The 24949-nt window shown below is 60.7% G+C and carries 19 protein-coding genes and 1 riboswitch; of the genes, 14 read left to right on the top strand and 5 right to left on the bottom strand.

All coding sequences use genetic code 11. The annotated features are described in order from the left end of the window. The first annotated feature begins 65 nt into the window (after positions 1-65). Positions 66-155, top strand: a riboswitch (cyclic di-GMP riboswitch). Between the two features lie 97 nt (positions 156-252). Next, entirely contained in the window at positions 253-2019 is a 1767-nt protein-coding gene (locus tag ASD58_RS23235; RefSeq protein ID WP_057263594.1) for a S8 family serine peptidase, read from the top strand. Between the two features lie 56 nt (positions 2020-2075). Here the strand turns inward: ASD58_RS23235 and ASD58_RS23230 are convergent, their stop codons facing one another. After that, the gene (locus tag ASD58_RS23230; RefSeq protein WP_057263593.1) at positions 2076-2879 is read right to left on the bottom strand and encodes a PEP-CTERM sorting domain-containing protein; all 804 of its coding nucleotides are present in this window, start codon (positions 2877-2879) and stop codon (positions 2076-2078) included. A 145-nt stretch (positions 2880-3024) separates the two neighbouring features. Here ASD58_RS23230 and ASD58_RS23225 point away from each other — a divergent pair, with 145 nt between their 5' ends. The 8 genes from ASD58_RS23225 to ASD58_RS23190 all read left to right on the top strand — a co-directional run bounded on the left by ASD58_RS23225 (position 3025) and on the right by ASD58_RS23190 (position 9092). Further along, the gene (locus ASD58_RS23225) at positions 3025-4488 is read left to right on the top strand and encodes a YdiU family protein (protein ID WP_082565626.1); all 1464 of its coding nucleotides are present in this window, start codon (positions 3025-3027) and stop codon (positions 4486-4488) included. 12 nt (positions 4489-4500) lie between these two features. Continuing rightward, positions 4501-4899 (top strand): peptide-methionine (R)-S-oxide reductase MsrB, encoded by a 399-nt coding sequence (gene msrB, locus ASD58_RS23220; RefSeq protein ID WP_057263591.1) that lies wholly within the window; start codon positions 4501-4503, stop codon positions 4897-4899. A gap of 4 nt (positions 4900-4903) precedes the next feature. After that, positions 4904-5533, top strand: coding sequence for a septation protein A (locus ASD58_RS23215; protein WP_057263588.1), 630 nt, complete (start codon positions 4904-4906; stop codon positions 5531-5533). Continuing rightward, positions 5530-5802 (top strand): BolA family transcriptional regulator, encoded by a 273-nt coding sequence (locus tag ASD58_RS23210; RefSeq protein ID WP_057263587.1) that lies wholly within the window; start codon positions 5530-5532, stop codon positions 5800-5802. Before ASD58_RS23215 ends, ASD58_RS23210 begins: the two co-directional genes overlap by 4 nt. Positions 5803-5922: 120 nt before the next feature. Continuing rightward, entirely contained in the window at positions 5923-6702 is a 780-nt protein-coding gene (locus ASD58_RS23205) for a peptidylprolyl isomerase (RefSeq protein ID WP_057263585.1), read from the top strand. Positions 6703-6766: 64 nt separating this feature from the next. Then, positions 6767-7543 carry a peptidylprolyl isomerase gene (locus ASD58_RS23200; protein WP_057263583.1) on the top strand — a complete coding sequence of 259 codons (777 nt, stop codon included), beginning with the start codon at positions 6767-6769 and terminating at the stop codon, positions 7541-7543. 26 nt (positions 7544-7569) lie between these two features. Continuing rightward, positions 7570-8268: a DNA alkylation repair protein gene (locus ASD58_RS23195; RefSeq protein ID WP_229210079.1), complete on the top strand. Its 699-nt coding sequence runs from the start codon at positions 7570-7572 to the stop codon at positions 8266-8268. 143 nt (positions 8269-8411) lie between these two features. Beyond that, positions 8412-9092 (top strand): hypothetical protein, encoded by a 681-nt coding sequence (locus ASD58_RS23190; RefSeq protein WP_156401446.1) that lies wholly within the window; start codon positions 8412-8414, stop codon positions 9090-9092. A 4-nt stretch (positions 9093-9096) separates the two neighbouring features. Here the strand turns inward: ASD58_RS23190 and purL are convergent, their stop codons facing one another. After that, a complete protein-coding gene (gene purL, locus ASD58_RS23185) occupies positions 9097-13140 on the bottom strand; it encodes a phosphoribosylformylglycinamidine synthase (protein WP_057263581.1) in 4044 nt (1347 codons plus the stop codon). Between the two features lie 219 nt (positions 13141-13359). Between purL and ASD58_RS23180 the strand changes: the two genes are divergently transcribed. Together ASD58_RS23180 and ASD58_RS23175 are read left to right on the top strand one after the other, a co-directional pair. Next, complete coding sequence (locus ASD58_RS23180; protein WP_057263579.1) at positions 13360-14970, top strand: tetratricopeptide repeat-containing response regulator; 1611 nt, start codon at positions 13360-13362, stop codon at positions 14968-14970. Between the two features lie 12 nt (positions 14971-14982). Then, positions 14983-16620: a tetratricopeptide repeat protein gene (locus ASD58_RS23175; protein ID WP_057263578.1), complete on the top strand. Its 1638-nt coding sequence runs from the start codon at positions 14983-14985 to the stop codon at positions 16618-16620. Here ASD58_RS23175 and ASD58_RS23170 read toward each other — a convergent pair. Beyond that, complete coding sequence (locus tag ASD58_RS23170) at positions 16617-20234, bottom strand: hydantoinase B/oxoprolinase family protein (protein ID WP_057263577.1); 3618 nt, start codon at positions 20232-20234, stop codon at positions 16617-16619. The two genes, ASD58_RS23175 and ASD58_RS23170, sit on opposite strands and share 4 nt — an antisense overlap. Before the next feature lie 54 nt (positions 20235-20288). Here ASD58_RS23170 and ASD58_RS23165 point away from each other — a divergent pair, with 54 nt between their 5' ends. Further along, complete coding sequence (locus tag ASD58_RS23165; RefSeq protein WP_057263576.1) at positions 20289-21815, top strand: bifunctional ADP-dependent NAD(P)H-hydrate dehydratase/NAD(P)H-hydrate epimerase; 1527 nt, start codon at positions 20289-20291, stop codon at positions 21813-21815. A 4-nt stretch (positions 21816-21819) separates the two neighbouring features. Here the strand turns inward: ASD58_RS23165 and ASD58_RS23160 are convergent, their stop codons facing one another. Continuing rightward, positions 21820-22518, bottom strand: coding sequence for an ABC transporter ATP-binding protein (locus ASD58_RS23160; RefSeq protein WP_057263575.1), 699 nt, complete (start codon positions 22516-22518; stop codon positions 21820-21822). A gap of 4 nt (positions 22519-22522) precedes the next feature. Here ASD58_RS23160 and ASD58_RS23155 point away from each other — a divergent pair, with 4 nt between their 5' ends. Both ASD58_RS23155 and mnmH read left to right on the top strand, forming a co-directional pair. Then, complete coding sequence (locus ASD58_RS23155) at positions 22523-23152, top strand: arylesterase (RefSeq protein ID WP_156401471.1); 630 nt, start codon at positions 22523-22525, stop codon at positions 23150-23152. Then, complete coding sequence (gene mnmH / locus ASD58_RS23150; RefSeq protein ID WP_057263573.1) at positions 23149-24204, top strand: tRNA 2-selenouridine(34) synthase MnmH; 1056 nt, start codon at positions 23149-23151, stop codon at positions 24202-24204. Before ASD58_RS23155 ends, mnmH begins: the two co-directional genes overlap by 4 nt. On the opposite strand, the gene ASD58_RS23145 is transcribed toward mnmH, so the two are convergent. Then, the gene (locus tag ASD58_RS23145; RefSeq protein WP_057263572.1) at positions 24131-24931 is read right to left on the bottom strand and encodes a hypothetical protein; all 801 of its coding nucleotides are present in this window, start codon (positions 24929-24931) and stop codon (positions 24131-24133) included. The genes mnmH and ASD58_RS23145 overlap by 74 nt on opposite strands. Positions 24932-24949: the final 18 nt, after the last annotated feature.

Below are 24949 nucleotides of genomic sequence, written 5' to 3'. Positions count from 1 at the left end.
AGGATGTAAATCGAGGGCAAATTCATTTGCCGCACGGTAAAACTCGAGTTACTATTGAACCTGAAGTCTGACAAAGGCAAACCATGCGAAAGCATGGGACGCAAAGTCAACGGTCTAATGACGCCCCCGGCGTCGACGACGGCTGGACTGCCAGATACACAGGTGACACTGAAGTCCCCGGTGTGCTCTCAAACTGCCCGAAAGGGCAGCGGCAGTCCCATTTTCTGAAACTTCGAAAACAGGACTCGCCTGATGAAGAAACTAAACACCATTCTCTCCCTCCTCCTCGCCGCATCCGCTCCCCTGGCTGTGGCAGCCCCAGCAGATTTTGAAGCCGATTACGCCGAGGGCCGCATCATCGTCGAACCGCAGGCTGGCATCACTGCCGATGAGTTCGAGAAAAGCCTGAAATCGTTTGGCGCAGGCAAAGCCCAGAAACTCGGCCAGAGTAATATCCACGTGATCGATGTGCCGCATGGTTCCGAAAAGGCCATCGCCAACAAGCTCAAGCACAACCCCCATTTCAAGTTTGCCGAACTGGACGTGCGCGTTCCTGTTGCGGCAACGCTGAACGATCCGTACCTGGGCAGCGAGTGGCACATCGCCAAGATCGGCGCGCCTTCGGCATGGGATAGCACCCAGGGTGCCGGCATCACCATCGCCATCCTGGATACCGGCGTTGACGGCACCCACCCTGACCTGGCACCACGCATGGTCGCCGGCCGGGACATCTATGGCAATAGCGCCGATACCTCCGATCTGTGCGGCCACGGTACCGCTGTCGCTGGCGCCGCCGCTGCTGCCGGCAACAACGCCACCGGCGTTTCCGGCGTGTCGGGCCAGTCGAAGATCATGCCGCTGCGTATTGCGTACAAGGGCAGCGATGGTTTGTGCTATGCCTACGCCTCGACCATCGCCAGCGGCGTGACTTACGCTGCCGACCATGGCGCGAAAGTAGTCAATGTATCCTTCTCCAATGCGCCCAACAGCACCGCCGTCCAGAGTGCCGGTAACTACCTGAAGGGCAAAGGCGGCTTGCTGTTCGTCTCCGCGAACAACAACAACCGTGACGAAGGCTTCACCCCTAGCACCGCCCTGATCGCCGTGTCTTCCACCGACGCCTACGACAATCGCTCCAGTTTCTCCAGCTACGGCGCCTTCGTGTCCTTGTCGGCCCCTGGTTCGAACATCTACACCACCAACAAGGGTGGCAGCTATGGCGCCTGGAACGGCACTTCCTTTGCGTCGCCGGTCGCTGCAGGCGCTGCAGCACTGGTGATGGCTGCCAACCCGTCGCTGACCGCCGACCAGGTACAGAACATCCTGTTCACCACCGCCGTGGACCTCGGCACTGCCGGCCGCGACATTTACTTCGGTTACGGCCGCGTCAATGCTGCCGCCGCAGTGTTGAAGGCCAAGGGCAGCACCCAGGTTGTCGCCGACACCAGTTCGCCAACCGTCGCAATCGCAGCCCCACTGGGTAGCAGCACTGTTTCCGGCCTTGTGCCAGTTTCGGTCAATGCGGCGGATAACGTGGGCGTGGCGCGCGTCGAGCTGAAAGTCAACAGCACTGTTGTTGCCACCGATACCAGCGCTCCTTTCGCATTTAGCTGGGACTCCAAAGGCGTTGCAAACGGCATGGCTTCCTTGACCGCGATTGCCTACGATTCAGCAGGCAATGTGACCAGTTCTTCGCCGGTTTCGGTAAACGTAGCCAACAGCACCACCACCATCGTGACCACCGACACCACGCCACCGACCGTTCGCGTGACGAATCCGGTTGCTGGCCGAGTCAATGGCAACGTGACTGTGAGCCTGAGTGCTTCGGACAACAAGCCGGCAAGCGAACTGGCGGTCTGGATTTACATCGACGGTGCACTCAAGGCCAGCGGCACAGGCAGCAGCCTGTCGTACAACTGGCAAACCAACCGTGAACCCCGCGGCACCCACGTGGTAAAAGCTGTTGCGAAAGACAAGGCTGGCAACACGTCTAGCTACTCCGTCAGCGTGACGAGGTAAGCAACGAAAAAAACCCGCAGCTCGCTGCGGGTTTTTAATTTCGATGCCTGGGTTGCTTACTGTTTGCGACGGCGATAAGCCATCACACCGAAACCAAGTCCAAGCAGAGCCAGAGTCCCAGGTTCTGGAGTAGGGTTGCCTTCAGGTTCACCTGGAGGTTCGCAAGGCTGATTCGCGCTAGGGATGCAATTCACGAACCAGCCGCTGCCTTCCCCTTGAGGGATCCGCTGCACGTGAATGGCAGCGCCAAAGCCGGTCGTATGGTTTGGCATCACAGACAGCTGGCCTGCGAGCATTGCCAACGTCAGGTCGGTAGTGGACGAGGAGATGTTAATCAGGGCGTAGTGGCCGCCGGCCAGTTCCGCCGTACTAGGGTCAAAGAAGATAGCGAAGTCGTGTTCACCAGTGCCGTCAGCGCTGCAGCAGGTATTTTGGTTACGCTGGAGCATGCTGCTTGCGTCAACTGCGGCCGGGTCGATGGCATTAGCGAACGACAACGTTGCAGGGTCCACGTTGATGTTGAAATACCAAGCGGTGATGATGGACGCCCCAACGAGGGAAGTTACGTCCAATCTCAATTGCAGGTCGCCATTAGCAATTTGCGAGAACGTCCCGGTTGCAAAGATCTGGCCAGGAACGACGCCCGGCAAATCTGCACCAGAATAGGCCGGATTCGTGAAGCTGTAGACCACATCGGCTTGTGCTACAGGCATCGAAGCAGCAAGGATCAGAGCAGCAGCACCCAACACTTTATTTAAGATTTTCATGGCATCCCCCGCCTGGTTGTAATGCCTAAGTCTATGCATCAAGCGTGCCTGAAAATTACAAATGAATAGAATCAACCAGTTAACCTCAGCCATATTGATTTCGCAGTCATCAGCTGTAAAACTTTTCGACAGCAAGTCAGTTGAAGCAAAAGCACACTTGCATCGAGGGCAAACAGAAACTTAGCTTTCCCTTAGGGCGCTAACCACCCCGCGATGCCTGCGTTACAATGCGCCTGACATGAGCGCTATTAACTTCCAGTTTGAAAATTCCTTCGCAGGTTTGCCGCCTGCGTTCTATACGCACCTGATGCCAACGCCGCTGCCGGCGCCCTATCTGGTCGCGGTAAGCCCTTCCGCCGCAAGCATGATTGGGTTGGAGCCCGCGGCACTTGCAACTCAACAAGCAATTGAAGTATTGATCGGCAACCGCGTCGCCGAGCGTTCAAAACCGCTGGCGGCCGTATATTCCGGCCATCAGTTTGGCGTCTGGGCAGGCCAGTTAGGGGACGGCCGCGCCATCCTGCTCGGCGATATCGCGACCAGCGAAGGCCCGGTCGAGCTGCAACTGAAAGGCGCCGGCATGACTCCGTATTCACGGATGGGCGATGGCCGCGCCGTACTGCGCTCTTCAATCCGCGAATTCCTGTGCTCGGAGGCTATGCACGGCCTCGGCATCCCGACCACCCGCGCTTTGTCGGTAGTGGGTTCAGACCAGGGCATTGTGCGTGAATCGATCGAAACGGCTGCCGTTGTCGTGCGCATGGCGCCGACCTTCATCCGCTTCGGTTCGTTCGAGCACTGGTATTACAACCGCAAGCAGGAAGAACTGAAGCAATTGGCCGATTACGTCATCGATCGTTTCTACCCTTCCCTGCGGGACGAGGAAAACCCTTACGCCGCGTTGCTGGAAGAAGTCACCCGCCGCACAGCGCGCATGATTGCGCACTGGCAGGCTGTCGGCTTCATGCATGGCGTAATGAATTCGGACAATATGTCGATCCTAGGCCAAACGCTCGATTACGGCCCATTCGGCTTCATGGATGGCTTCGATGCCAACCAGATCTGCAACCACAGCGACGACCGCGGCCGCTATTCCTACTCGAACCAGCCGCAAATCGGACACTGGAACTGCTATGCACTGGCACAAGCGCTCTTGCCGTTGATCGGCGAAGTGGAGCTAACGCAGGAAGCATTGGATGTCTACCAAGCTGAGTTCGCCCAACATATCGATAAGCTGCTGCACGCCAAGCTTGGTTTGACGACCGTGCGGGAAGGCGATCGCGAGCTGCTCGATGGTTTGTTTGCCGTGCTGCAAGCCAACCACACCGATTTCACCATCTTCTTCCGCCGACTGGGCGGCTTGCATGCCAGCGGCCCCGAAGGCGATGAACCGCTGCGCGACCTGTTTATTGACCGCCCCGCTTTCGATAATTGGGCAGAGGCCTACCGCGCTCGCTTGCGCGCCGAAGGCAGCGACGATGCTGCGCGAAAGCTTGCGATGGATCAGGTCAACCCCAAATACGTGCTGCGAAACTATATGGCACAGGTCGCCATCGAAAAGGCGCAGAATAAAGACTTTTCCGAAGTCGAGCGCCTGTTGGCACTGCTCGCACGTCCGTTCGACGAGCAACCCGAAAATGAACAATACGCAGGCTTCCCGCCGGACTGGTCCAGCCAGCTATCGGTAAGCTGCTCTTCGTGAGATCAAAAAAAAATGAGCGATAAAGTAGTCAAGACCGATGCCGAATGGCGCGCCCAGCTCGACCCGATGGAATACCAGGTCACGCGCCACGCCGCTACCGAACGCGCGTTTACCGGCAAGTTCTGGGATCACCACGAGCACGGCATCTATACCTGCGTCTGCTGCAATACGCCCTTGTTCGAATCGGATGCCAAGTTCGATTCCGGCTGCGGTTGGCCGAGCTACTTCAAGGCGCTCAATCCAGCGAATATCATCGAGAAAACGGACCGTTCGCATGGTATGCTGCGCACCGAAATCATCTGTGCAGTATGTGATGCCCACCTAGGCCATGTCTTCCCTGATGGTCCGCCGCCGACCGGATTACGCTATTGCATTAATTCGGCGTCGCTGCGTTTCGAACCAACGCCTTAATAAGATGAAGATTATTTTCGACCTGTTTCCGCTGATTCTGTTCTTTGTCAGCTACAAATTCGCCGGCGGCCACCAGGAAGCTGTGCACGCCATGCTGAATGCCCATTTAGGCAGCCTGGTATCCGGAGGCGCAATTCCGGCTTCTCAGGCGCCGATCGTAGCCGCCACCATCGTCGGTATTATCGGCACCGCTGCCCAGGTGTTATATCTGCTGGCACGTCGCAAGAAAGTCGACGGAGTACTATGGGTTTCCCTTGTAGTGTTTATCGTATTTGGCGGCATGACGATCTATTTCCACGACGATGACTTTATCAAGTGGAAGCCGACCATTATTTACTGGTTCCTGGCCACTGCTATGTTGGTTGCTTACCGCTTCTTCGATAAAAACATGATTCGCCTGGCGATGGAAAAGCAGGTGCAACTGCCGGAGCACGTCTGGGTGCGCCTGCATTTCATGTGGATTACCTTCTGGCTGGTGTTGGGTTTTGTTAACCTGTTTGTCGCCTTCATCCTGTTCAAGTCGGATAACGATGCCTGGGTCAATTTCAAGGCCTTCGGCGTTACCGGATTGATGCTGGTGTTCTTTATCGCGCAGGCTTTCTACCTCTCTAAACATATTAAGGATGAAGCATGAGCGACCCGCGCCTGACCAAGATTCGTGAACGCCTGGAAGCAGCACTGGCCCCGTCGGAAATTGTGCTCGATGATGAATCGGCCCTGCATGCCGGCCATGCCGGCGCTGCCTCCGGCGGCGGCCATTACCGACTGAAAATTGTCTCTACTAAATTCGAAGGTGTGAAACTCGTCATGCGCCATCGTCTGGTGTATGATTCCGTGCACGATATGATGCATAAAGAAATTCATGCATTGGCCATTACCGCACTGGCACCGTCCGAAGTATGATATGCGCGGAGTTTTTGGGAAACATCAAAAAGAACCTCGATCGTTGAATAGTAGAGACATCTCGGCGAACCAGCCCAAAATCCCCGCAATTCAGTAAACTTTCCCTAGGAATTAGACTAAATGACTTTCAAGCCAGCCCGCTTGCTGCTCGCACTTATCGCCGTTGCCGCTGCACCAGCTTTCGCCCAGAACGCCGCTGTCGTCAATGGCAAAGCCATCCCGACCGCCAAAGTTGACGCCCTGGTCAAGCAAGTCGTTGCCCAAGGCCAGCAGCAAGACACCCCGCAACTGCGCGACATGATCAAGAAGTCCCTGATCGGCCGCGAAGTAATGATCCAGGAAGCCGAGAAGCAAGGCCTGTCCAAGAGCAAGGACGTGACCACCGCCCTGGAACAGGCTCGTCAGGACATCATGCTGAACGCCCTGGCTGCTGACTACGTGAAGAAGAACCCGGTTGGCGATGCCGAGATCAAGGCTGAATACGACCGCGCCGTTGCCGCCGAAGGCGACAAGGAATACCACGTGCGCCACATCCTGGTGGAAACCGAAAAAGAAGCTAACGACATCATCGCCAAGCTGAAAGGCGGCGCCAAGTTCGAAGACCTGGCCAAAAACTCCAAGGACACCGGCTCGGCAGCGAATGGCGGCGACCTGGACTGGGGTACCCCAGGCAACTTCCCTAAAGTCTTCGCAGATGCATTCGCCTCCCTGCAAAAAGGCCAGGTTACCGAGAAGCCAGTGCAAACCCCAAGCGGTTTCCATGTGATCAAGGTTGACGACACCCGTCCAGTCAAACTGCCTACCCTGGAAGAAGTGAAGCCACGTATCGCCGATTCCCTGATGCGCGCAAAACTGCAGTCCTATCAGGAATCCCTGGTTAAGAAAGCCAAAGTACAATAATCCGTCACGGACCTGATCCGGCGCCCACGTGGCGCCGGATTTATTTTAACTAAGGAAACACTCAATGAAATTTAAACCAGCTACCCTGCTGTTGGCACTGATCGCAGTTGCAGCCACCCCTGCTTTCGCCCAGACCGTCGCTACCGTGAACGGCAAAGCGATCCCATCCGCCCAGATGGATGCCGCTGTCAAACAAGCCGCTGCCCAAGGCCAGCCTGACTCGCCACAACTGCGCGACATGATCAAGAAATCCCTGATCGGCCGCGAAGTTCTGGTCCAGGAAGCGACCAAGCAAGGCGTTGCTGCGAACAAGGAAGTGAAAGACGCCCTGGAGCAGGCTCGCCAGGACATCATCATCCGCGCCCTGCTGGTTGACTACGTCAAGAAGAACCCTGTCAGCGACGCTGAAATCAAGTCCGCTTACGACCAGTTCAAAGCCTCCAAGGGCGAAAAGGAATACCACGCTCGCCACATCCTGGTGAAGACCGAGAAAGAAGCGACCGACATCGTCGCCAAGCTGAAAGGCGGCGCCAAGTTTGAAGATCTGGCCAAGGCCTCGCAAGACCCGGGTTCGGCAGCCAACGGCGGCGACCTGGACTGGGCAGCCCCAGGCAACTACGTGAAGCCATTCGCTGATGCGATGGTGGCCCTGAAAGACGGCCAAGTCACCGACAAGCCAGTGCAATCGCAATTCGGCTACCACGTGATCAAGCTGGAAGGCTCCCGCGCTGCCAAAGTACCTTCCCTGGAAGAAATCAAGGGCCAGATCGCTGAGTCCCTGACCCAGCGTAAAGTTGCGGCTTACCGCGACCAGTTGGTTGCCAAGGCTAAAGTGCAATAATCCCAGGCGCGCCCTCGCCGGCCGCCTTGATCAAGCGCCCCACGGGGCGCTTTTTTATTATGCCAACGACTAAAGACTTCCTCTCCACCCTCGCCCCGCTCTCCGATGCCGCTCGGGCTCCAGCGATGCGCGCGTATATGCGCGACCAGTTCCCTTTCCTCGGCATACCAACCCCTGCACGGCGCGAGGCACTGAAGCCGCTGATCCGTGATTTCAAAGGAGCGCCGTCGGCCGAACTGATCGGCGTCGCCAGCGAGCTTTGGCAATTTCCGGAACGGGAATATCAGTATGCGGCCCTGGATTTGATGGCCGCGCATTGGAAGCAGTTCGAAAGTGCCGATTTGCCGGAGCTGCTCGCCTTTGTATTGCGGAAATCGTGGTGGGATTCTGTCGACGGCATGGCTGGCATTATCGGCGACGTCCTGCGTTTCAATCACCACGAAATGGATGCTGCTTTGAAGCACGATAATTTCTGGATGCGGCGGATTGCCTTGCTCCATCAATTGGGTTGGCGAGGCAAAACCGACGAAATGCGCCTGTTCCGTTATTCACTCGCCCTTGGCCATGAAAATGAATTTTTCATTCAGAAAGCAATTGGCTGGGCCCTGCGGGATTATGCGCGGCATGCTCCACATAATGTCGCTCTATTCATTAGTGAAAATAAGACTGCGCTGTCCAAGTTGAGTATCCGCGAGGCGGGCAAGCACCTCTCCCCCGGGGGCTAAGCCCGAAACTGGCGTGTATATGCCAGTAGTTAGCATGCAATGTGGTAGCCGCCAGGCAGCGTTAAAACAACAATAATAATGTGCACAATTGCCGCCCCTGAAAATGTCGCGTTAAACTCGTGACAACTAAAAGGAGGCTGGACATGAATAAACTCGCGATACGGCAGTTAATCGTTTGCGGCGCTTTTATTGCCGCAACTCCCGCCATGGCAGGCGTAATTGCCACGTTTGACGACCTGCCATTCCCGCCCGCGCTGGACAGTGCGACCGGCATTCAATGGACCAATTCGACCGCCAGCCTGGAGTATCAGGGCGTCATTTGGGATGACCGGTTTGGAGTAGTCGGGGACCAATATAGGGTTGGCGGAGCAGGCAGCCCGCTATTTGGCAGTCCGCATTCCGGACATTATTTCGTCTCCAACTCCTCGGGTTCGACCGGCATGACCATCACGACCAATAAGGTCCTGACCGGCGCTTGGTTCGGCCGCAATCAATACTATGGATTTGGAGAAGGTGGTGCTGACCAGGTCACGATCGTGGCGCTGAATGGTGCCAGCGAACTCGCCTCTGTCGTATTTGACTTGCCGGAAAGCCATCCGGGATTGCCGGAACCGCTGTCCTTTGTCGACACCAGCATCTTCGCCATGCTGGGCGCGATCACCGGCTACCGTATCGACCGCAGGGAACTCGGCCAGCAGAGTGGCAACTGGGTCGCAGACGACTTCACGTTCGCCGATGCGACCCAGGTGCCGGCCCCGGGTGGGGCCGTGTTGATGTTCGGCGGTATCGCCGCCTTGCTGGCGGCACGCCGGAAACGCGTTTAAGCCCTTAGCCGATGAACTTGCGCGCGTTGCCCCACATACGCGCCCAAGGCGAATCCTCGCCCCAGCCGTCCGGGTGCCAGGAGTTCTGCACCGTGCGGGAAACGCGTTCCGGGTGCGGCATCATCACGGTGAAGCGGCCGTCAGGCGTGGTCACCGAGGTCAGGCCGCGCGGCGAACCGTTCGGGTTGTATGGGTAGGTTTCGGTGGCGCTGCCTTTGTTATCCACAAAGCGCAGTGCACCGATTGCCTCATCGATATTGCCGGTCTGGCTGAAGTCTGCGAAACCTTCACCGTGCGCAATCGCGATCGGGGTCTGGGTGCCGGCCATACCATGCAGGAAGATCGATGGCGAATCCAGTACTTCCACCATCGAGAAGCGTGCCTCGAACTTCTCCGATTTGTTGGTGGTGAACTTCGGCCATGCATGCGCGCCCGGAATCAGCGATTTCAGGTTCGACATCATCTGGCAGCCATTGCAGATGCCCATGCCGAAGGTATCTTTGCGCTGGAAGAACTTGGCGAACTGCTCAGCCATTTCCGGGTTGAACAGGATGGACTTGGCCCAGCCTTCGCCCGCACCCAGCACGTCGCCGTAAGAGAAGCCGCCCACGGCGATAATGCCCTGGAAGTCGTCCAGCGAAACGCGGCGCGCAATCAGGTCGCTCATGTGCACGTCGACAGCGGCAAAGCCGGCGCGGTGCATCGCCCAGGCAGTCTCGATATGCGAGTTGACGCCCTGCTCGCGCAGGATCGCCACCCGTGGACGCACGCCCGACGACAGGAACGGCGTAGCAATGTTTTCCGCCATGTCGAAGGACACTTTTGGCTGCATGCCTGGATCGCTTTCGTCCAGCAGGCGATCGTATTCGGCATCCGCGGTCGCCGGATTCTCGCGCACGCGCGAGATACGCCAGCTGGTTTCGCTCCACAGGCGGTGCAGTTCGGCGCGCGGCTGCGAGTAGATGACTTTGGCGTCGCGGGTGAACTCGATCACGCCACGGTCGTTCAGCTTGCCGATGATGTGGCTGCAAGCGCCCAGGTTGAAGGTGCGCAGCACGTCCATGACGGCCGATTTCTCTTCGGCGCGAACCTGGATCACGGCGCCCAGCTCTTCGTTGAACAATGCAGACAGGGTCAGCTCGTTGCGGCGCTCAGCCACCTGGCCAGCCCAGTTCTTGGCGTCGCCATGATCCATGGTACCTTCTTCGCCCAGGGTCAGCATGTCCAGGTTGACAGACAGGCCGGCGCGGCCGGCAAAGGCCATTTCCACCAGGGTTGCGTACAAGCCGCCGTCGGAACGGTCGTGGTAGGCCAGGATCTTGCCTTCCTTGTTCAGTTGCTGGATCGCGTTGAAGAAGCCTTTCAGGTCTTCCGGCGAATCCACATCCGGAGCGGCATTGCCCAACTGGCCCATGACTTGGGCCAGGGCGGAAGCACCCATGCGGTTCTTGCCGCGGCCCAGGTCGATCACTATCAGGGACGTCTCGCCCTTGTCGGTACGGATCTGCGGGGTCAGCGACTTGCGCACGTCGTACACCGGCGAGAAACCGGAAACGATCAGGGATACCGGCGAAATCACGGCCTTGTCGGCGCCCTCGTCTCTCCAGGTGGTGCGCATGGACAGCGAATCCTTGCCGACCGGGATCGACAGGCCCAGTGCCGGGCACAGTTCCATGCCGACCGCTTTCACGGTATCAAACAGGGCTGCATCCTGGCCTGGTTGGCCGCAAGCAGCCATCCAGTTGGCCGACAGCTTGATGTCCGAAATATCGTTGATTGGCGCGGCAGCCAGGTTGGTGACGGTTTCGCCGACAGCCATGCGGCCGGAAGCCGGGGCGTCGATCACGGCCAGCGGCGTGCGCTCGCCCATCGCCATCGCCTCGCCTACGTAGGCGTCGTAGCTCAAGGTGGTCACCGCGCAGTCAGCCACTGGCACCTGCCATGGGCCGACCATCTGGTCGCGCACGGACATGCCGCCCACGGTACGGTCACCAATGGTGATCAGGAAGCTCTTGTCGGCCACGGTTGGCAGCAGCAGCACGCGCTTGGCGGCTTCTTCGAGCTGAATGCCGGTCAGGTCGATGGCAGGCAGGTCGTTCTGCACGTGCTTCACGTCGCGGTGCATCTTGGGCGGCTTGCCCAGCAGGACTTCCATTGGCATGTCGACCGGGTTGTTGCCCATTTCCTGGTCGATTACCTTCAGTTGGCGCTCTTCAGTTGCCACGCCGACAACTGCGAATGGGCAACGCTCACGTTCGCACAGGGCCTGGAACCCAGCCAGGTCGCCCGGGGCGATGGCCAGCACGTAGCGTTCCTGCGATTCGTTGGACCAGATTTCTTTCGGCGCCATGCCGGATTCTTCCAGCGGCACCTTGCGCAGGTCGAAGATCGCGCCGCGCTTGGCGTCGTTGGTGATTTCCGGGAAAGCGTTCGACAGGCCGCCCGCACCGACGTCGTGAATCGAAATGATCGGGTTCTTGTCGGCCAGTTGCCAGCAGCCGTTGATGACTTCCTGGGCACGGCGTTCCATTTCTGGATTGCCGCGCTGGACGGAGTCGAAGTCCAGGTCGGCGGTATTGGTGCCGGTCGCCATCGAGGAAGCGGCCGAACCGCCCATGCCGATGCGCATGCCGGGGCCGCCCAACTGGATCAGCAGGCTGCCGACCGGAATGTCGTTCTTGTGGGTGTGCGAACCGGAGATATTGCCGATACCGCCAGCGATCATGATCGGCTTGTGGTAGCCCATCACGGTATCTTTGCCGCCGGCGAATTGCTGCCCGATGTTCTGTTCGTAAGTACGGAAATAGCCGCCCAGCACAGGACGGCCGAATTCGTTCGAGAATGCGGCGCCGCCCAGCGGGCCTTCGATCATGATCTGCAGCGGCGAAGCGATGCGTTCCGGCTTGCCGTAAGCCTGGCTTTCGTCGCGCTTGCCGACCGGTGCGGTCACATTGGCGGCGTTCTCCCACGCCTGCACCGCGCCCGGGATCATCAGGTTGGAGACGGTGAAGCCGGTCAGGCCAGCTTTCGGCTTGGAGCCGCGGCCGGTCGCGCCTTCGTCGCGGATCTCGCCGCCGGCACCGGTCGAGGCGCCCGGGAATGGGGAAATCGCCGTCGGGTGGTTGTGGGTTTCCACCTTCATCAGTGTGTGCACCAGCTCGGTGGAAGGCGCGTATTCCTGGCCTTCACGCGGGTAGAAACGGGTGACTTCGGCGCCTTCGATGATCGAGGAGTTGTCCGAATAGGCAACGATGGTGCCGCGCGGGTTCTTCTCGTGGGTGTTCTTGATCATCTTGAACAGCGACTTGTCCTGCGCTACGCCGTCGATGGTCCAGTCGGCGTTGAAGATCTTGTGGCGGCAGTGCTCCGAGTTCGCCTGCGCGAACATCATCAGTTCAACGTCGGTCGGGTTGCGCTTGGCGTTGGTGAACGCCTCTAGCAGGTAATCGATCTCGTCGTCCGACATCGCCAGGCCCAGGTCGGTGTTGGCTTTTTCCAGCGCATTGCGGCCAGCGCCCAGCACGTCGATCGATTCCAGCGGCTTGGCTTCCAGGCTCGAGAACAGGCCGGCAGCCTGGTCAGGATGGCGCAGCACGGACTCGGTCATGCGGTCGTGCAGCAGCGCGGCAACGGCTTGCGCCTGCTCGCTATCCAGCTTCTTGGCTGCGCCCAGGCCGGTGCCCAGGATGCCGCCCTTCAGGTTGATGCGGTAGGCAACGCCACGCTCCACGCGGTGGATGTGCGCCATGCCGCAGTTATGCACGATGTCGGTGGCCTTGGAAGCCCACGGCGAGATGGTGCCGAAACGGGGAATGACGACAAACTCTTCCACCACGCCTTCAGCGTGCTCCGGCAAGGCTGGCTCGCCGTAGGTCAGCAGGCCATTCATGCGGTTCAGATCGACTTCGGACAGGGGCGAAGCGGCGTCGACAAAGTGGATAAAGCGGGCTTGCACCGACGTAATGGACGGCAGAACTGCTTGAAGCTGGTTGAGGAGGCGTTGGCTACGGAAGGAGGACAGGGCGTTGGAACCCGGCAGAATCAACATAGTGGGGGCGTGAAGAATGCAGCGTTGCTGCGGTTTAAAGGAATACTGTGCACGAGCTGACTGGTCTTGCTGTATTTCGATTTGCCGACATTATACTTGTTTCAGGCATCACTTCCCACCCTTCCTTCATTGGTCCGAAAGCAACATTTGCTGTATTTTCGCCTGTTTTTTGAGCGTCCTTGGGGTATTCTCCCTCTATGACAGCCTTCTGCCCTCAAAATGCAAGAATATAGCGACCTGTCAGTCCTGCTTATCGACCCTAACCAGCATATGCGCAGCGGCTTGCACAATATGTTGGGCCAACTGGGGATCACCCGCATCGAGCACGGCGTGAGCGCAGGAAGCGCCATCCGCCACCTCGAAAAGAAGGGGTTCGACCTCGTCTTGTGCGAATACGACCTGGGCAATGAGCAGGGACAGGATGGGCAGCAGTTGCTGGAAGACCTGCGCCACCACAAGCTGGTCTCCCCTTCCATGATTTTCATCATGCTGACCACGGAGGGCGTGTACAGCAAGGTGGTGAGCGCGGCGGAATTGACGCCAACCGACTACATCCTCAAGCCCTTCACGGTAGACGTGCTGGCCCAGCGCATTGCGCGGGCCGTCGACCGCCGCGCCGCCCTGCTCCCGATCCACCAGATGATCGAGCGCGACAAACCGCGCGAGGCGATACTGGCAAGCGAAGTAGCGGCAGCGGCGAATCCGCGCTATGCCACAGAGTGCGCCCGTTTGCGCGCCGAGGCGCATGCGGCCGTGGGTGAAGTGGCGCAGGCTGAAACGATCTACCGCGAAATCCTCGAAACCCGCCCGCTTGGCTGGGCCCAGCATGGCCTGGCGCGCTGTCAATTCCTGCAAGACCAATTGGCCGAAACCCTCGATACCCTGCAGCGCCTGATCGACGACAATCCCAAATACATGGCGGCCTACGACCTCATGGCCCGGACCCAGCAAGCCCTTGGCCAGCCGGCAGAGGCTCGCGCGGCGCTGGAGGCGGCGGTCTCGATCTCGCCCCATATGGTGCGGCGCCTGCGCCACCTCGGCCAGGTGGCGCTGCAGGCCGGCGATCTGGATGCCGCCGAAAAGACTTTCAAGCAGGTGGTCGCCAGATCCAAATATTCGGAATTTCGCGATCCGGAAGACCATGTGAACCTGGTGCGAACCCTGGTCCAGAAAGGTGACGCGGTGGCCGCAGCGAATGCCCTGCGCGAACTAGAGCGGTCGGCCCGCAGCGGGCCTGCGACCGATGCCTGCAAGGCTTTTTCCGCCGCCCTGCTGCAGGAGTTGAACGGCAATGGGGAAGCGATGCACAAGGAACTGGCGAATGCAGTACGCGCCGCCGGCGAAGCAAACCAGCTGTCAACTGGCCTGAAAATGGACCTGGCGGAAAATTGCCTGTCCCAAGGGATGGACGAGCAAGGCATGCAGCTGCTGGACGCGCTGGCGGGCGATCCTGCGAGCGGCGTCACCGAATCCGATGCGGCGGCGGTCTACGAGCGCGCCGGCCGTGCCGAACTGGCGCAAAACCAGGGCGACAGCGTGGAGCGCTACCTCGACGGCCTGGTCCGGCAGGCGGCGGCGCGCAGTGGCCAGGGCGACCAGCGCGGCGCCATTGAGGTACTCCTGGTGGCCGTGCGGCGGCGGCCGGAGAACGCCGGCTTGATCTCCGCCCTCGCCTCCGCCATGCTGCGCCTGATGGGAGACAGCGGCTGGGAATCGGCGCTGGGCGAGCAATGTGCGGCATTGTTGATACGAATGCGCAAGGCAGATCCCCATCATCCGATGCTGGCTGCGTTATCATCACAATATGTCACCCTCCGGGGCAAACAATAAGAGACGAAGTTAATGCAATCGTATAGCGACCTGTCGGTACTGATCATCGACCCCAACCCGGCAATGCGGGGCAACCTGCACAATATGCTGAATCAGGCCTCGATTACGCGGATCGAGTATGCCGTCAGCTCGGGCACGGCGATCCGGCAACTGACCAATAAGCGCTTCGACGTCATCCTGTGCGAATATGACCTCGGCAGCGGCAACGATGACAACGGCCAGGACGGGCAGCAATTGCTGGAAGACCTGCGCCATCACAAGCTGATCGACCGGTCGGCCATCTTCATCATGCTGACCTCGGAGGCGGTGCAGACCAAGGTGATTGGCGCAGCCGAACTGACGCCGACCGACTACGTGCTGAAGCCCTTCACCGTCGATGGCCTGATGCAGCGCATCGGCCGCGCCGTCGAACGCCGCGCAATCTTCATGCCGATCTACCAGCTTATCGCGCAAAGCAAGCAGCGCGAAGCCATCGATGCATGCCACGAAGCGGAAAGCGCCAATCCCCGCTACGCCACCGAATTTGCACGCCTGCGGGCCGAACTGCACTACGAACTCGGCGATCTTGCGCAAGCCGAAATGATCTACCAGACGATCCTCATCGGGCGCCCTACGGGCTGGGCGCAACTCGGGCTGGCGCGCTGCCAGTTCGGCCTGGAACGCCATGGCGACGCCATTGGCACGCTGGAGCGCCTGCTCGAAGCGAATCCGAACATGATGGCAGCATACGACTTGCTGGCCCGTTCATACGAGGCGATGGGGCAGTCGCAGCAGGCGAAGAAGATCCTGGAAGACGCGGTTTCCATGTCACCAAACATGGTGCGGCGCCTGCGCCATCTGGGTGAAGTCGCTTATGGTACCGGCGATATCACCGGAGCCGAGAAAGCGTTCCGCCAGGTCGTTACCAAGGCGCGCTATTCGGAGTTCCGCGACCCTGAGGACCATGTGAACCTGGTGCGCGCCCTGGTGCGCAAGGGTGACGTCAACCAGGCTTCCGGCGTGATCCGCGACATGGAGCGCACGCTGCGCGCCAGCGCCAATACGGAAGTGTGCAAGCATATCTCCTCGGCCCTGCTGCTGGACGTGACCGGACACGCCACCGAGGCGGCCTCCGAGCTGTCGAACGCCGTGACGGCGGTGGGCATGGCGCGCGGCCTGTCGAACCGGCTGCGCATCGGCCTGGTGGACTCCTGCCTGAAGCATCGCCTGGACAAGGACGCCGCCGACGTCGTCATGCACATGATGAACGATAACGAGAAGCCGATCACGATGGAAGAAGCGGTCAGCGTGTTCGAAAAAGCCGGCCGCCACGACCTGGCGCGCGGCGTTGGAGAGAAAATCGACAACGTCATGCAGGAACTGGTCACTGAGGCCGAGTCCATGGCGCGCCAGGGCGACCACCGGGCGGCCGTGGCGACGCTGCATCAGGCCCTGCGCCGCACACCGGGCAACCTCAAAGTGCTGTATGCCGCCGTGCAGGCCATCCTGCGCCAGTTGGACGAAATGGGTTGGGAAGCACCGCTGGGCGACCAGGCCGGCACTTTGATCGACCGCATCCGCCGGCTCGACGCCGGCAGCCCTGCCCTGGAAGCCCTGCTGGCGCAGTATTCGGGCACTCAGCGCAAGTACGGTATCTCGACGACCGCCTAATCCCCGCGCTGCTGGACCGCGCCGAATCCCCCGCCGCCCGGCGTTTCCACCACGAAGATATCGCCGGGCTGCATATCGGTCTTGCCGATGTGGCCCAGTTGCTCGGTGCTGCCGTCGGCGCGCTGGACCGTGTTACGGCCCAGGGCACCCGGCTCGCCGCCGGCCATGCCGAATGCCGCATGGACGCGGTTGTTCGACAGGATGGCTGCCGTCATCGCTTCCAGGAAGCGCACCTTGCGCACCCCGCCATTGCCGCCATGCCAGCGGCCGGCGCCGCCCGAACCGTGGCGGATCTCATAGCTTTCCAATCTTACCGGGAAACGGAACTCCAGGATTTCCGGGTCGGTCAAGCGCGAGTTGGTCATATTGGTCTGCACCACGTCGGTACCGTTGAAGCCGTCGCCCGCGCCGGAGCCCCCGCTGATGGTTTCGTAATACTGGTATCTCGCGTTACCGAAGGTGAAGTTGTTCATCGTCCCTTGCGAGGCGCCCTGTACACCCAGCGCGCCGTACAGCGCATTGGTGATGCAGGTCGACGTCTCTACATTGCCCGATACGACTGATGCGGGGTAATGCGGGTTAAGCATGGAGCCCGGCGGAATGATCACGTGCAGCGGTTTCAGGCAGCCAGCGTTAAGCGGTATATCGTCGTTCACCAGGGTCCGGAAAACATATAGCACTGCAGCCATGCACACCGCGGAGGGAGCATTGAAGTTATTCTGCAACTGGCCCGAGGTGCCGCTGAAATCGATCTCGGCGCTCCGTTCGGCAGCATTGACGCGAACGGCAACGTTGATCACCGCGCCGTTATCGAGTTTCAATTCATAGCTGCCGTCGCGCAGGGCGCTGATCACGCGCCGCACTGCTTCCTCGGCGTTATCCTGCACGTGGCCCATGTACGCCCGCACCACGTCCAGGCCGAAATGCGCGACCATCTTGCGCAACTCCTCCACACCCTTCTGGTTTGCTGCCACCTGGGCGCGGAAATCGGCCATGTTCTGGTCCGGGTTGCGCGCCGGATAGCGCGCACCGGCCAGCAAGGCGCGCGCCTCGGCCTCGCGCAACCGGCCGCCGGCAGCGCCGTCGACCAGCTTGAAATTGTTGATCAAGACGCCCTCTTCCTCGATATTGCGCGAGTCCGGCGGCATCGATCCCGGCGTGCTGCCGCCAATGTCGGCATGGTGGCCGCGCGAACCGACGTAGAACAGGATTTCCCTGTCCGCCTCGTCAAACACCGGCGTGATAACCGTAACATCCGGCAGGTGGGTGCCGCCGTTATAGGGGTCGTTCAGCATGTAGACATCGCCTGGTTGCATCTGGCCGGCATTTTCGCGCATCACCGTCTTGATGCTCTCTCCCATCGAGCCAAGGTGTACCGGCATATGCGGGGCATTGGCGATCAGGTTGCCTTCGGCGTCAAAAATGGCGCAACTGAAATCCAGGCGCTCCTTGATGTTGACCGAATAGGCCGTGTTCTGCAGGCGCAGGCCCATCTGCTCGGCAATCGACATGAACAGGTTATTGAAGATCTCCAGCATGACCGGATCGGCCGTGGTGCCGATGGCGCGCCGCACCGGCAGTGCTTCCACGCGGGTCAGCACCAAATGGTCTTGTGGAGTCACTTCGGCTTGCCAGCCCGGCTCCACGATTGTCGTGGCGTTGGCTTCGGCAATGATGGCCGGCCCTTTGATGATGTCGCCGATACGGGTCGCGTCGCGCTTGAACAGCCCCGTGTCGTGCCATTGCCCGGCGCTGTACATCCGCACGGTCTGCGATGGGGCCAGCGGCGCGTGGCGCGGCGCCTGTTGCGGCGCAGCTTCGGGCGGAGCGTCGGATTTGCCGATGGCCTCCACCGAAACTGCCTCCACGATCAGTGCCTTGGCCGGCATCAGGAACGAGAAACGCTTGCGGTAGGCGGATTCGAACTGCGCCGTCATGCTGTCGATAGTGTCGAACAGTACGATCAAGGCTGAATCCGTGCCTTCGTAACGCAGGTGGACACGGTGGACCACGCTGATTCGATCGTCGGCGACGGCCTGGGCGCGCAGGTCAGCGACAGCTTCCGCGCCAAGGGCCTGCAGGCGGGACTCCAGTGCAGGCAACGCCTCGGCTGCCAGGCGCAATTCGACGGCGCTTTCGCGCATTGCAGTCTGGTCGGCCAGGCCCATGCCGTAGGCGGAAAGCACGCCGGCCAGCGAATGGATGAAGACCGTTTTCATGCCCAGCGCATCGGCCACCAGGCAAGCATGCTGGCCTCCGGCGCCGCCGAAACTGGTGAGGGCATATTCGGTCACGTCATGGCCGCGCTGGACGGAGATCTGCTTGATCGCATTGGCCATATTACCCACAGCGATCTCGATAAAACCTTCGGCAACCTGCTCCGGCGAAGAAGGTGCGCCCGTTGCAGCCTGGATTTCAGCAGCCATGGCGCCGAACTTTTCACGCACTGCCGCGGCATCGAGCGCCTGCGCGCCGTCGCTGCCGAACAGTTTCGGGAAGAAGTCGGGCTGGATCTTGCCGAGCATGACGTTGCAGTCGGTGACTGCCAGCGGGCCGCCGCGGCGATAGCTGGCAGGGCCAGGGTCGGCGCCAGCGCTATCGGGGCCAACACGGAAACGGCTGCCGTCGAAATGCAGGATGGAGCCGCCGCCGGCTGCGACGGTGTGAATGCTCATCATCGGTGCGCGCATGCGCACGCCGGCTACCTGAGTCTCGAAAACGCGCTCGAATTCACCCGAGAAGTGCGAAACGTCGGTCGAGGTGCCGCCCATGTCGAAGCCGATGATTTTTTCGAAACCGGCCGCGCGGCTGGCCCGCACCATGCCGACGATGCCGCCCGCCGGGCCGCTCAGGATCGAATCCTTGCCCTGGAAAGTACGCGCATCAGTCAGGCCGCCGCTGGACTGCATGAATTGCAGGTTCACACCCGGCAGTTCGCAGGCGACCTGGTCGACGTAGCGGCGCAGGATCGGCGACAGGTAGGCGTCCACCACGGTCGTATCGCCGCGCGCCACCAGCTTCATCATCGGGCTGACCTGGTGCGAAACGGAGACCTGGGTGAAACCGATCTCGCGCGCAATTTGCGCCAGACTGGCCTCATGCGCGGTATAGCGGTAGCCGTGCATCAGGACGATGGCAATCGAGCGCAGGCCTTTGTCGTAATGCGCCTGCAGCCCGGCACGCGCCGCAGCGGCATCCAGCGGCTGCACCACTTCGCCATGGGCACCCATGCGTTCATCGATTTCGACGACGTGCCGGTAGAGCAGCTCAGGCAGCACGATATGGCGCTCGAACAGGCGTGGCCGGTTCTGGTAAGCGATGCGCAGCGCGTCGCGGAAACCGCGCGTAATCGCCAGCACGGTGGGCTCGCCTTTGCGCTCGAGTAGCGCGTTGGTGGCCACGGTGGTGCCCATCTTCACGGCGTCGACCTGCTCGACCGGAATCGGACCGCCTGCGGCGACGCCGAGCAGGTGGCGAATACCGGCAATGGCGGCATCGCGGTAATGTTCGGGACTTTCCGACAGCAGCTTATGGGTAGCCAGGCTGCCATCAGGCCGGCGCGCCACGATATCGGTGAAAGTACCGCCACGGTCGATCCAGAATTGCCAATCCATTGCGCTGCCTCGCTCTAATCGTGAAGCAGTTATTGTAGTGCTAGAATGCCCCGCATGACGCCCCTCTTTACGATTGCAGAAATCCGCGCGATCGAGCACGCTGCGGCTCAGCGTTTGCCCGACGGCGCGCTCATGCAGCGCGCTGGACAGGCAGGTGCGAACGAGGCGCTCGACCTGCTGCCCTTCACCATTCAACGCGCACAAGTATTGGTGCTGGCGGGTCCCGGCAATAACGGCGGCGACGCGCTGGAAACCGCAGCGCATCTCGGCCATGCCGGTGCACAGGTCACCGTACTGCATTTCGCGCCCCCGGGCACGGCTGCTGCGGAACGCGTGGATGCGCTCCAGCGTGCACGAAATTCCCCTGCCCGCTTTGCAGCGATCAACAGCACTGCTGAAGCGTGTACTGTCGCGGCAGGCACAGAGTGGAACCTGGTTGTCGATGGCTTGTTCGGCATCGGCCTGGCGCGGCCGATCACTGGCGACTTCGCAAGGCTGGTCACGACGGTCAATGCAATAGGCTGCCCAATACTCGCCCTCGACGTCCCCAGCGGCCTTGACGCCGATACCGGCGCAATCGTCGGCGCCGCCGTCCAGGGCGTCTCGATACGCGCCACGCACACTGTCACCTTCATCGGCGACAAGCCAGGCTTGCACACGGCAGAGGGCCGAGACCACGCCGGCGTAATCATGGTCAGCAACCTCGAGATTGGCCGCGAGCTGTTCACCGCCGCGCGAGCAAGGCTGAATGACGTGGCCTTGTTCGCCCATTGTGCACGCAGGCGCCGCCACAGTTCACACAAAGGCAGCAATGGCAGCGTCGCGGTGGTGGGCGGCGCGCGCGGCATGGCCGGAGCGCCGATCCTGGCAGCCCGCACGGCCCTCAACAGCGGCGCGGGCCGCGTCTACGCCTGCTTCGTGGGCGAACCGCCGGCATTCGATGCCGCGCAACCCGAACTCATGTGCCGCAGCGCGCAAGAATTCGATTTTAATAGTGCAGTACTGGTGCTCGGCCCCGGCATGGGCGGCTCCGCGGCGAGCGCAGAAATGCTGGCCGGCGCGCTGCATAGTCAAAGCCCGGCAGTACTCGACGCAGATGCACTCAACCTTTTGGCTGGCTCAGAGGCCCTGCGCAAGCAACTGGCTCAGCGCAAGGCGCCCTGTATCCTGACGCCCCACCCGCTGGAAGCGGCCCGCCTGCTTGGGATGACGGCAGCCGAGATCCAGGCCGACCGGCCGAAGGCGGCACGCGCCCTGGCCGCCCGGCTGGCGGCGACCGTCGTGCTCAAGGGCTCGGGAACCGTGATTGCGGCCCGCAACGGCGAGATTGCGGTCAATACAACCGGCAACCCAGCCCTCGCTACGGCGGGAACCGGCGATGTGCTATCAGGACTGTGTGGCAGCCTGCTGGCCCAGGGCTGGCCGGAATGGGAAGCGGCGCTGGCGGGGGTATGGCTGCACGGCATGGCGGCCGACGTCCTCGTCACCGAGGGAGCAGGCCCGATCGGACTCACCGCCAGCGAACTGATTCCTGCCATCCGCACGGCCGTCAACCGCCTGGCCGCACACCACGGCACTTGAAGCGTCAGGCGATCCGGCCTGCCGCGATCGTGATGACGCGCCCGCAGCGCGCTGCAATATGGGTGTCATGCGTTACCAGCACCAGGGTCGAGCCGTGCTCGCGGTTCAATTCGAACATCAACTGGATCACTGATTCCCCAGTGGCCGCATCCAGGCTGCCGGTCGGTTCGTCGGCCAACAGCAATGGCGGCTCGGTCACAAAGGCGCGCGCCAGTGCAACGCGCTGCTGCTCGCCGCCGGACAAGAATTTCGGGTAATGCTTCAGGCGGCTCGAAAGGCCCACGCGGCCCAGCATGGCCTCCGCCTTTTCACGGGCGCCGCCATCGCCCGCCAGTTCCAGCGGCAGCATCACGTTCTCAACTGCGGTCAAATGAGGCAGCAGCTGGAAGGACTGGAACACGAAGCCAAGCTTTTCCTTGCGCAAGGCGGCCCGCCCATCTTCGTCCAGCACGAAAATATCGACGCCATCGAGAACCACTGTACCCTCGGTAGGCGTATCCAGGCCCGCCAGCAGGCCAAGCAAGGTTGATTTGCCGGAGCCGGAGGCCCCTACAATGGCAAGCGTTTCCGCCTTTTGCACTGTAAAATCCACTCCATGCAGGATGGTCAGTTCGCCGCTGGCGTCGGCCACCCGCTTGCCCAGGCCCGAAACGGCAATAGCCGCCTTGGCCACCTGGCTGGAAGTTTGAGGAATATCACGCATGGTCATGTTCAAAAATATAGTTCGCCGCTTCGCAGTGCTGATCCTGATGTTTAGCGCCGCCACCAACGCTTATTCTGCATCAAAAACCGTCCTGGTGGTGGGCGACAGCCTTTCCGCAGAATACGGCATCTCGCGCGGCGCCGGCTGGGTGGCCCTGCTCGACCAGCGCCTGAAGGACCAGAAACTGCCGGCAACCGTGGTCAACGCCAGCGTTAGCGGCGAAACCACCAGCGGCGGCCGCACCCGCTTACCGGCCCTGCTGAGCAAGCACAAACCGAACATTGTGATCATCGAATTGGGCGCCAACGATGGCTTGCGCGGCCTGCCGGTCGCCGCGGCCGAATCCAACCTGCGCGCCATGGTGGACGAATCGCGCAAGGCCGGCGCCCAGGTGCTGCTGGTCGGCATGCGCATGCCGCCGAATTACGGACGCGATTACGCCGACAAGTTTTTCGCCATGTACGGCACCTTGAGCAAGGATGTGAAGGTGCCGCTGGCGCCGTTCATGCTCGATGGCGTCGTGCAAAAACCGGAGCTGTTCCAGGCCGACCGCCTGCATCCGCTCGCGGCGGCGCATCCTATCATCCTGGGCAATATCTGGCCCCACCTCCAGCCAATACTGAAAACCAAATGAAGTATCCAGAAATCCTGCCTATCGAAGACGTTCTCGCCCGCCTGGACGATTTCGACACCATCATCGACGCGCGCAGTCCATCCGAATATGCGCTTGACCACCTGCCGAACGCCATCAACTGCCCTGTATTGGACGATGAGCAGCGCATCACGGTCGGCACCATGTACAAGCAAGTCGGCTCCTTCGAGGCGAAAAAGGCCGGTGCAGCGATGGTGTCGAAGAATATCGGCTACCACATCGAGACGCTGTGGCTGGACAAGCCGCGCGACTGGAAGCCTTTGATCTACTGCTGGCGCGGCGGCAACCGCAGCGGGTCCATGGCCACAGTGCTGGCGAAGATCGGCTGGCCGGTAGTGCAGCTCGATGGCGGATACAAGGCCTTCCGCGCCGCCATCAATACCCAGCTTGAACAAACGCCCGAACTGGACTTCCGCGTCATCTGCGGCACCACAGGCAGTGGCAAAACCCGCCTGCTCGATACGCTGGAAGCCATTGGTGCCCAGGTGCTGGACCTGGAGCAGTTGGCAGCGCACCGCGGTTCGGTGCTGGGCAACATCCCTTGCCAGCCGCAGCCTTCGCAAAAGGCATTCGAGACCTCGATCTGGGACCGCTTGCGCCGCTACGATCCGAAACTTCCGGTCTTTGTTGAAGCGGAGAGCCGCAAAGTCGGCAGCTTGCGCGTGCCGGGCGCGCTGATGGACCGCATGCGCGCATCCCCGTGCATTTCCATGCAGGTATCGCGCGAGGACCGTGTCAAGCTGCTGATCGAGGACTATCAGCATTTTGCCTGCAACGCGCCGGCCCTGAATGCGCAGCTTGAATTCCTCGTTCAATTGCATGGCCGCGAACGCATCGAGCGCTGGCAGTCGATGGCAACGGCCGGAGAAATGCCGGCGCTGGTGGATGAACTGCTGGTGGACCACTATGACCCAGCCTACCTCAAGTCGATCCATCGCAATTTCGTGCAATTCGACAAAGCTATAGAAGTGGCGCTGCCCGATATTTCTCCCGAATCCTTTGTCGCTGCAGCACGAAAACTGCACGAGGCATAAACATTACCAGCAGCCCGGCCAGGGCCATCGCGATAAACGGTGGCTCCGGGATTGCCGGGACTTCCCTTGACGCGGTGACGCCAGCATCAATCTTCCAGTTGAAATCCATTGCGCTGTCGGTCCGGTTAAACAGCGTCAACGTGAAGAAGTCGTTCACCGCGCTCAATGCAGAACCGGTTCCGAATGTGCGCTCGTAGGCAGTGATGCCGCCACCGCCTTCCAGCAGTGCCGAAAAATACCCTACAGCATCCGTATCGACCAGCGTGCTCACCCCAGCCAGGTGCCCGCTTACCACCACAACGGAATTTGGCGTCAGCGTCAGGATCGCACTGGTATCCAGCTTGGTCTCTGCGAAATACCACTGGCTCAAAGGGTCATTGATGGCGGCGCTGGCGTCGATATCGTAAAGCTGGTTCCCCATCAGAATATTCCACCATCCGGAGGCCGAAGCGGCATTGGGCATGCGCGTTGACGCGCCCCATACGCCGGCAGCGATATTGCCGTTGCTCCAGGTACTTTCCTCGTGCTGCTGCTCGCGTGTGCCAAGCAGGTCGGCGACGATGTGATAGGGATCGTGCTGCACGCTGACAGCGGCGGACCCACCCTGGGGATTCAGCGAGTATGCGCTGTATGTGAGGTCAGTCAGTTGCAGCGTGACCGTCGAAGCGCTTGCGCTGCCAATACAGGCGCAGGCAAGCGCCGCCAAAGCGTAGCGGATTAAGTGCATGATGTGCTCCTCCCATTA

It is taken from the genome of Duganella sp. Root1480D1 (assembly GCF_001427305.1).
GTDB lineage: Bacteria > Pseudomonadota > Gammaproteobacteria > Burkholderiales > Burkholderiaceae_D > Rugamonas.
The sequence above is the reverse complement of the archived record's forward strand: the minus strand, read 5'-3'. Positions and strand labels throughout refer to the sequence as shown.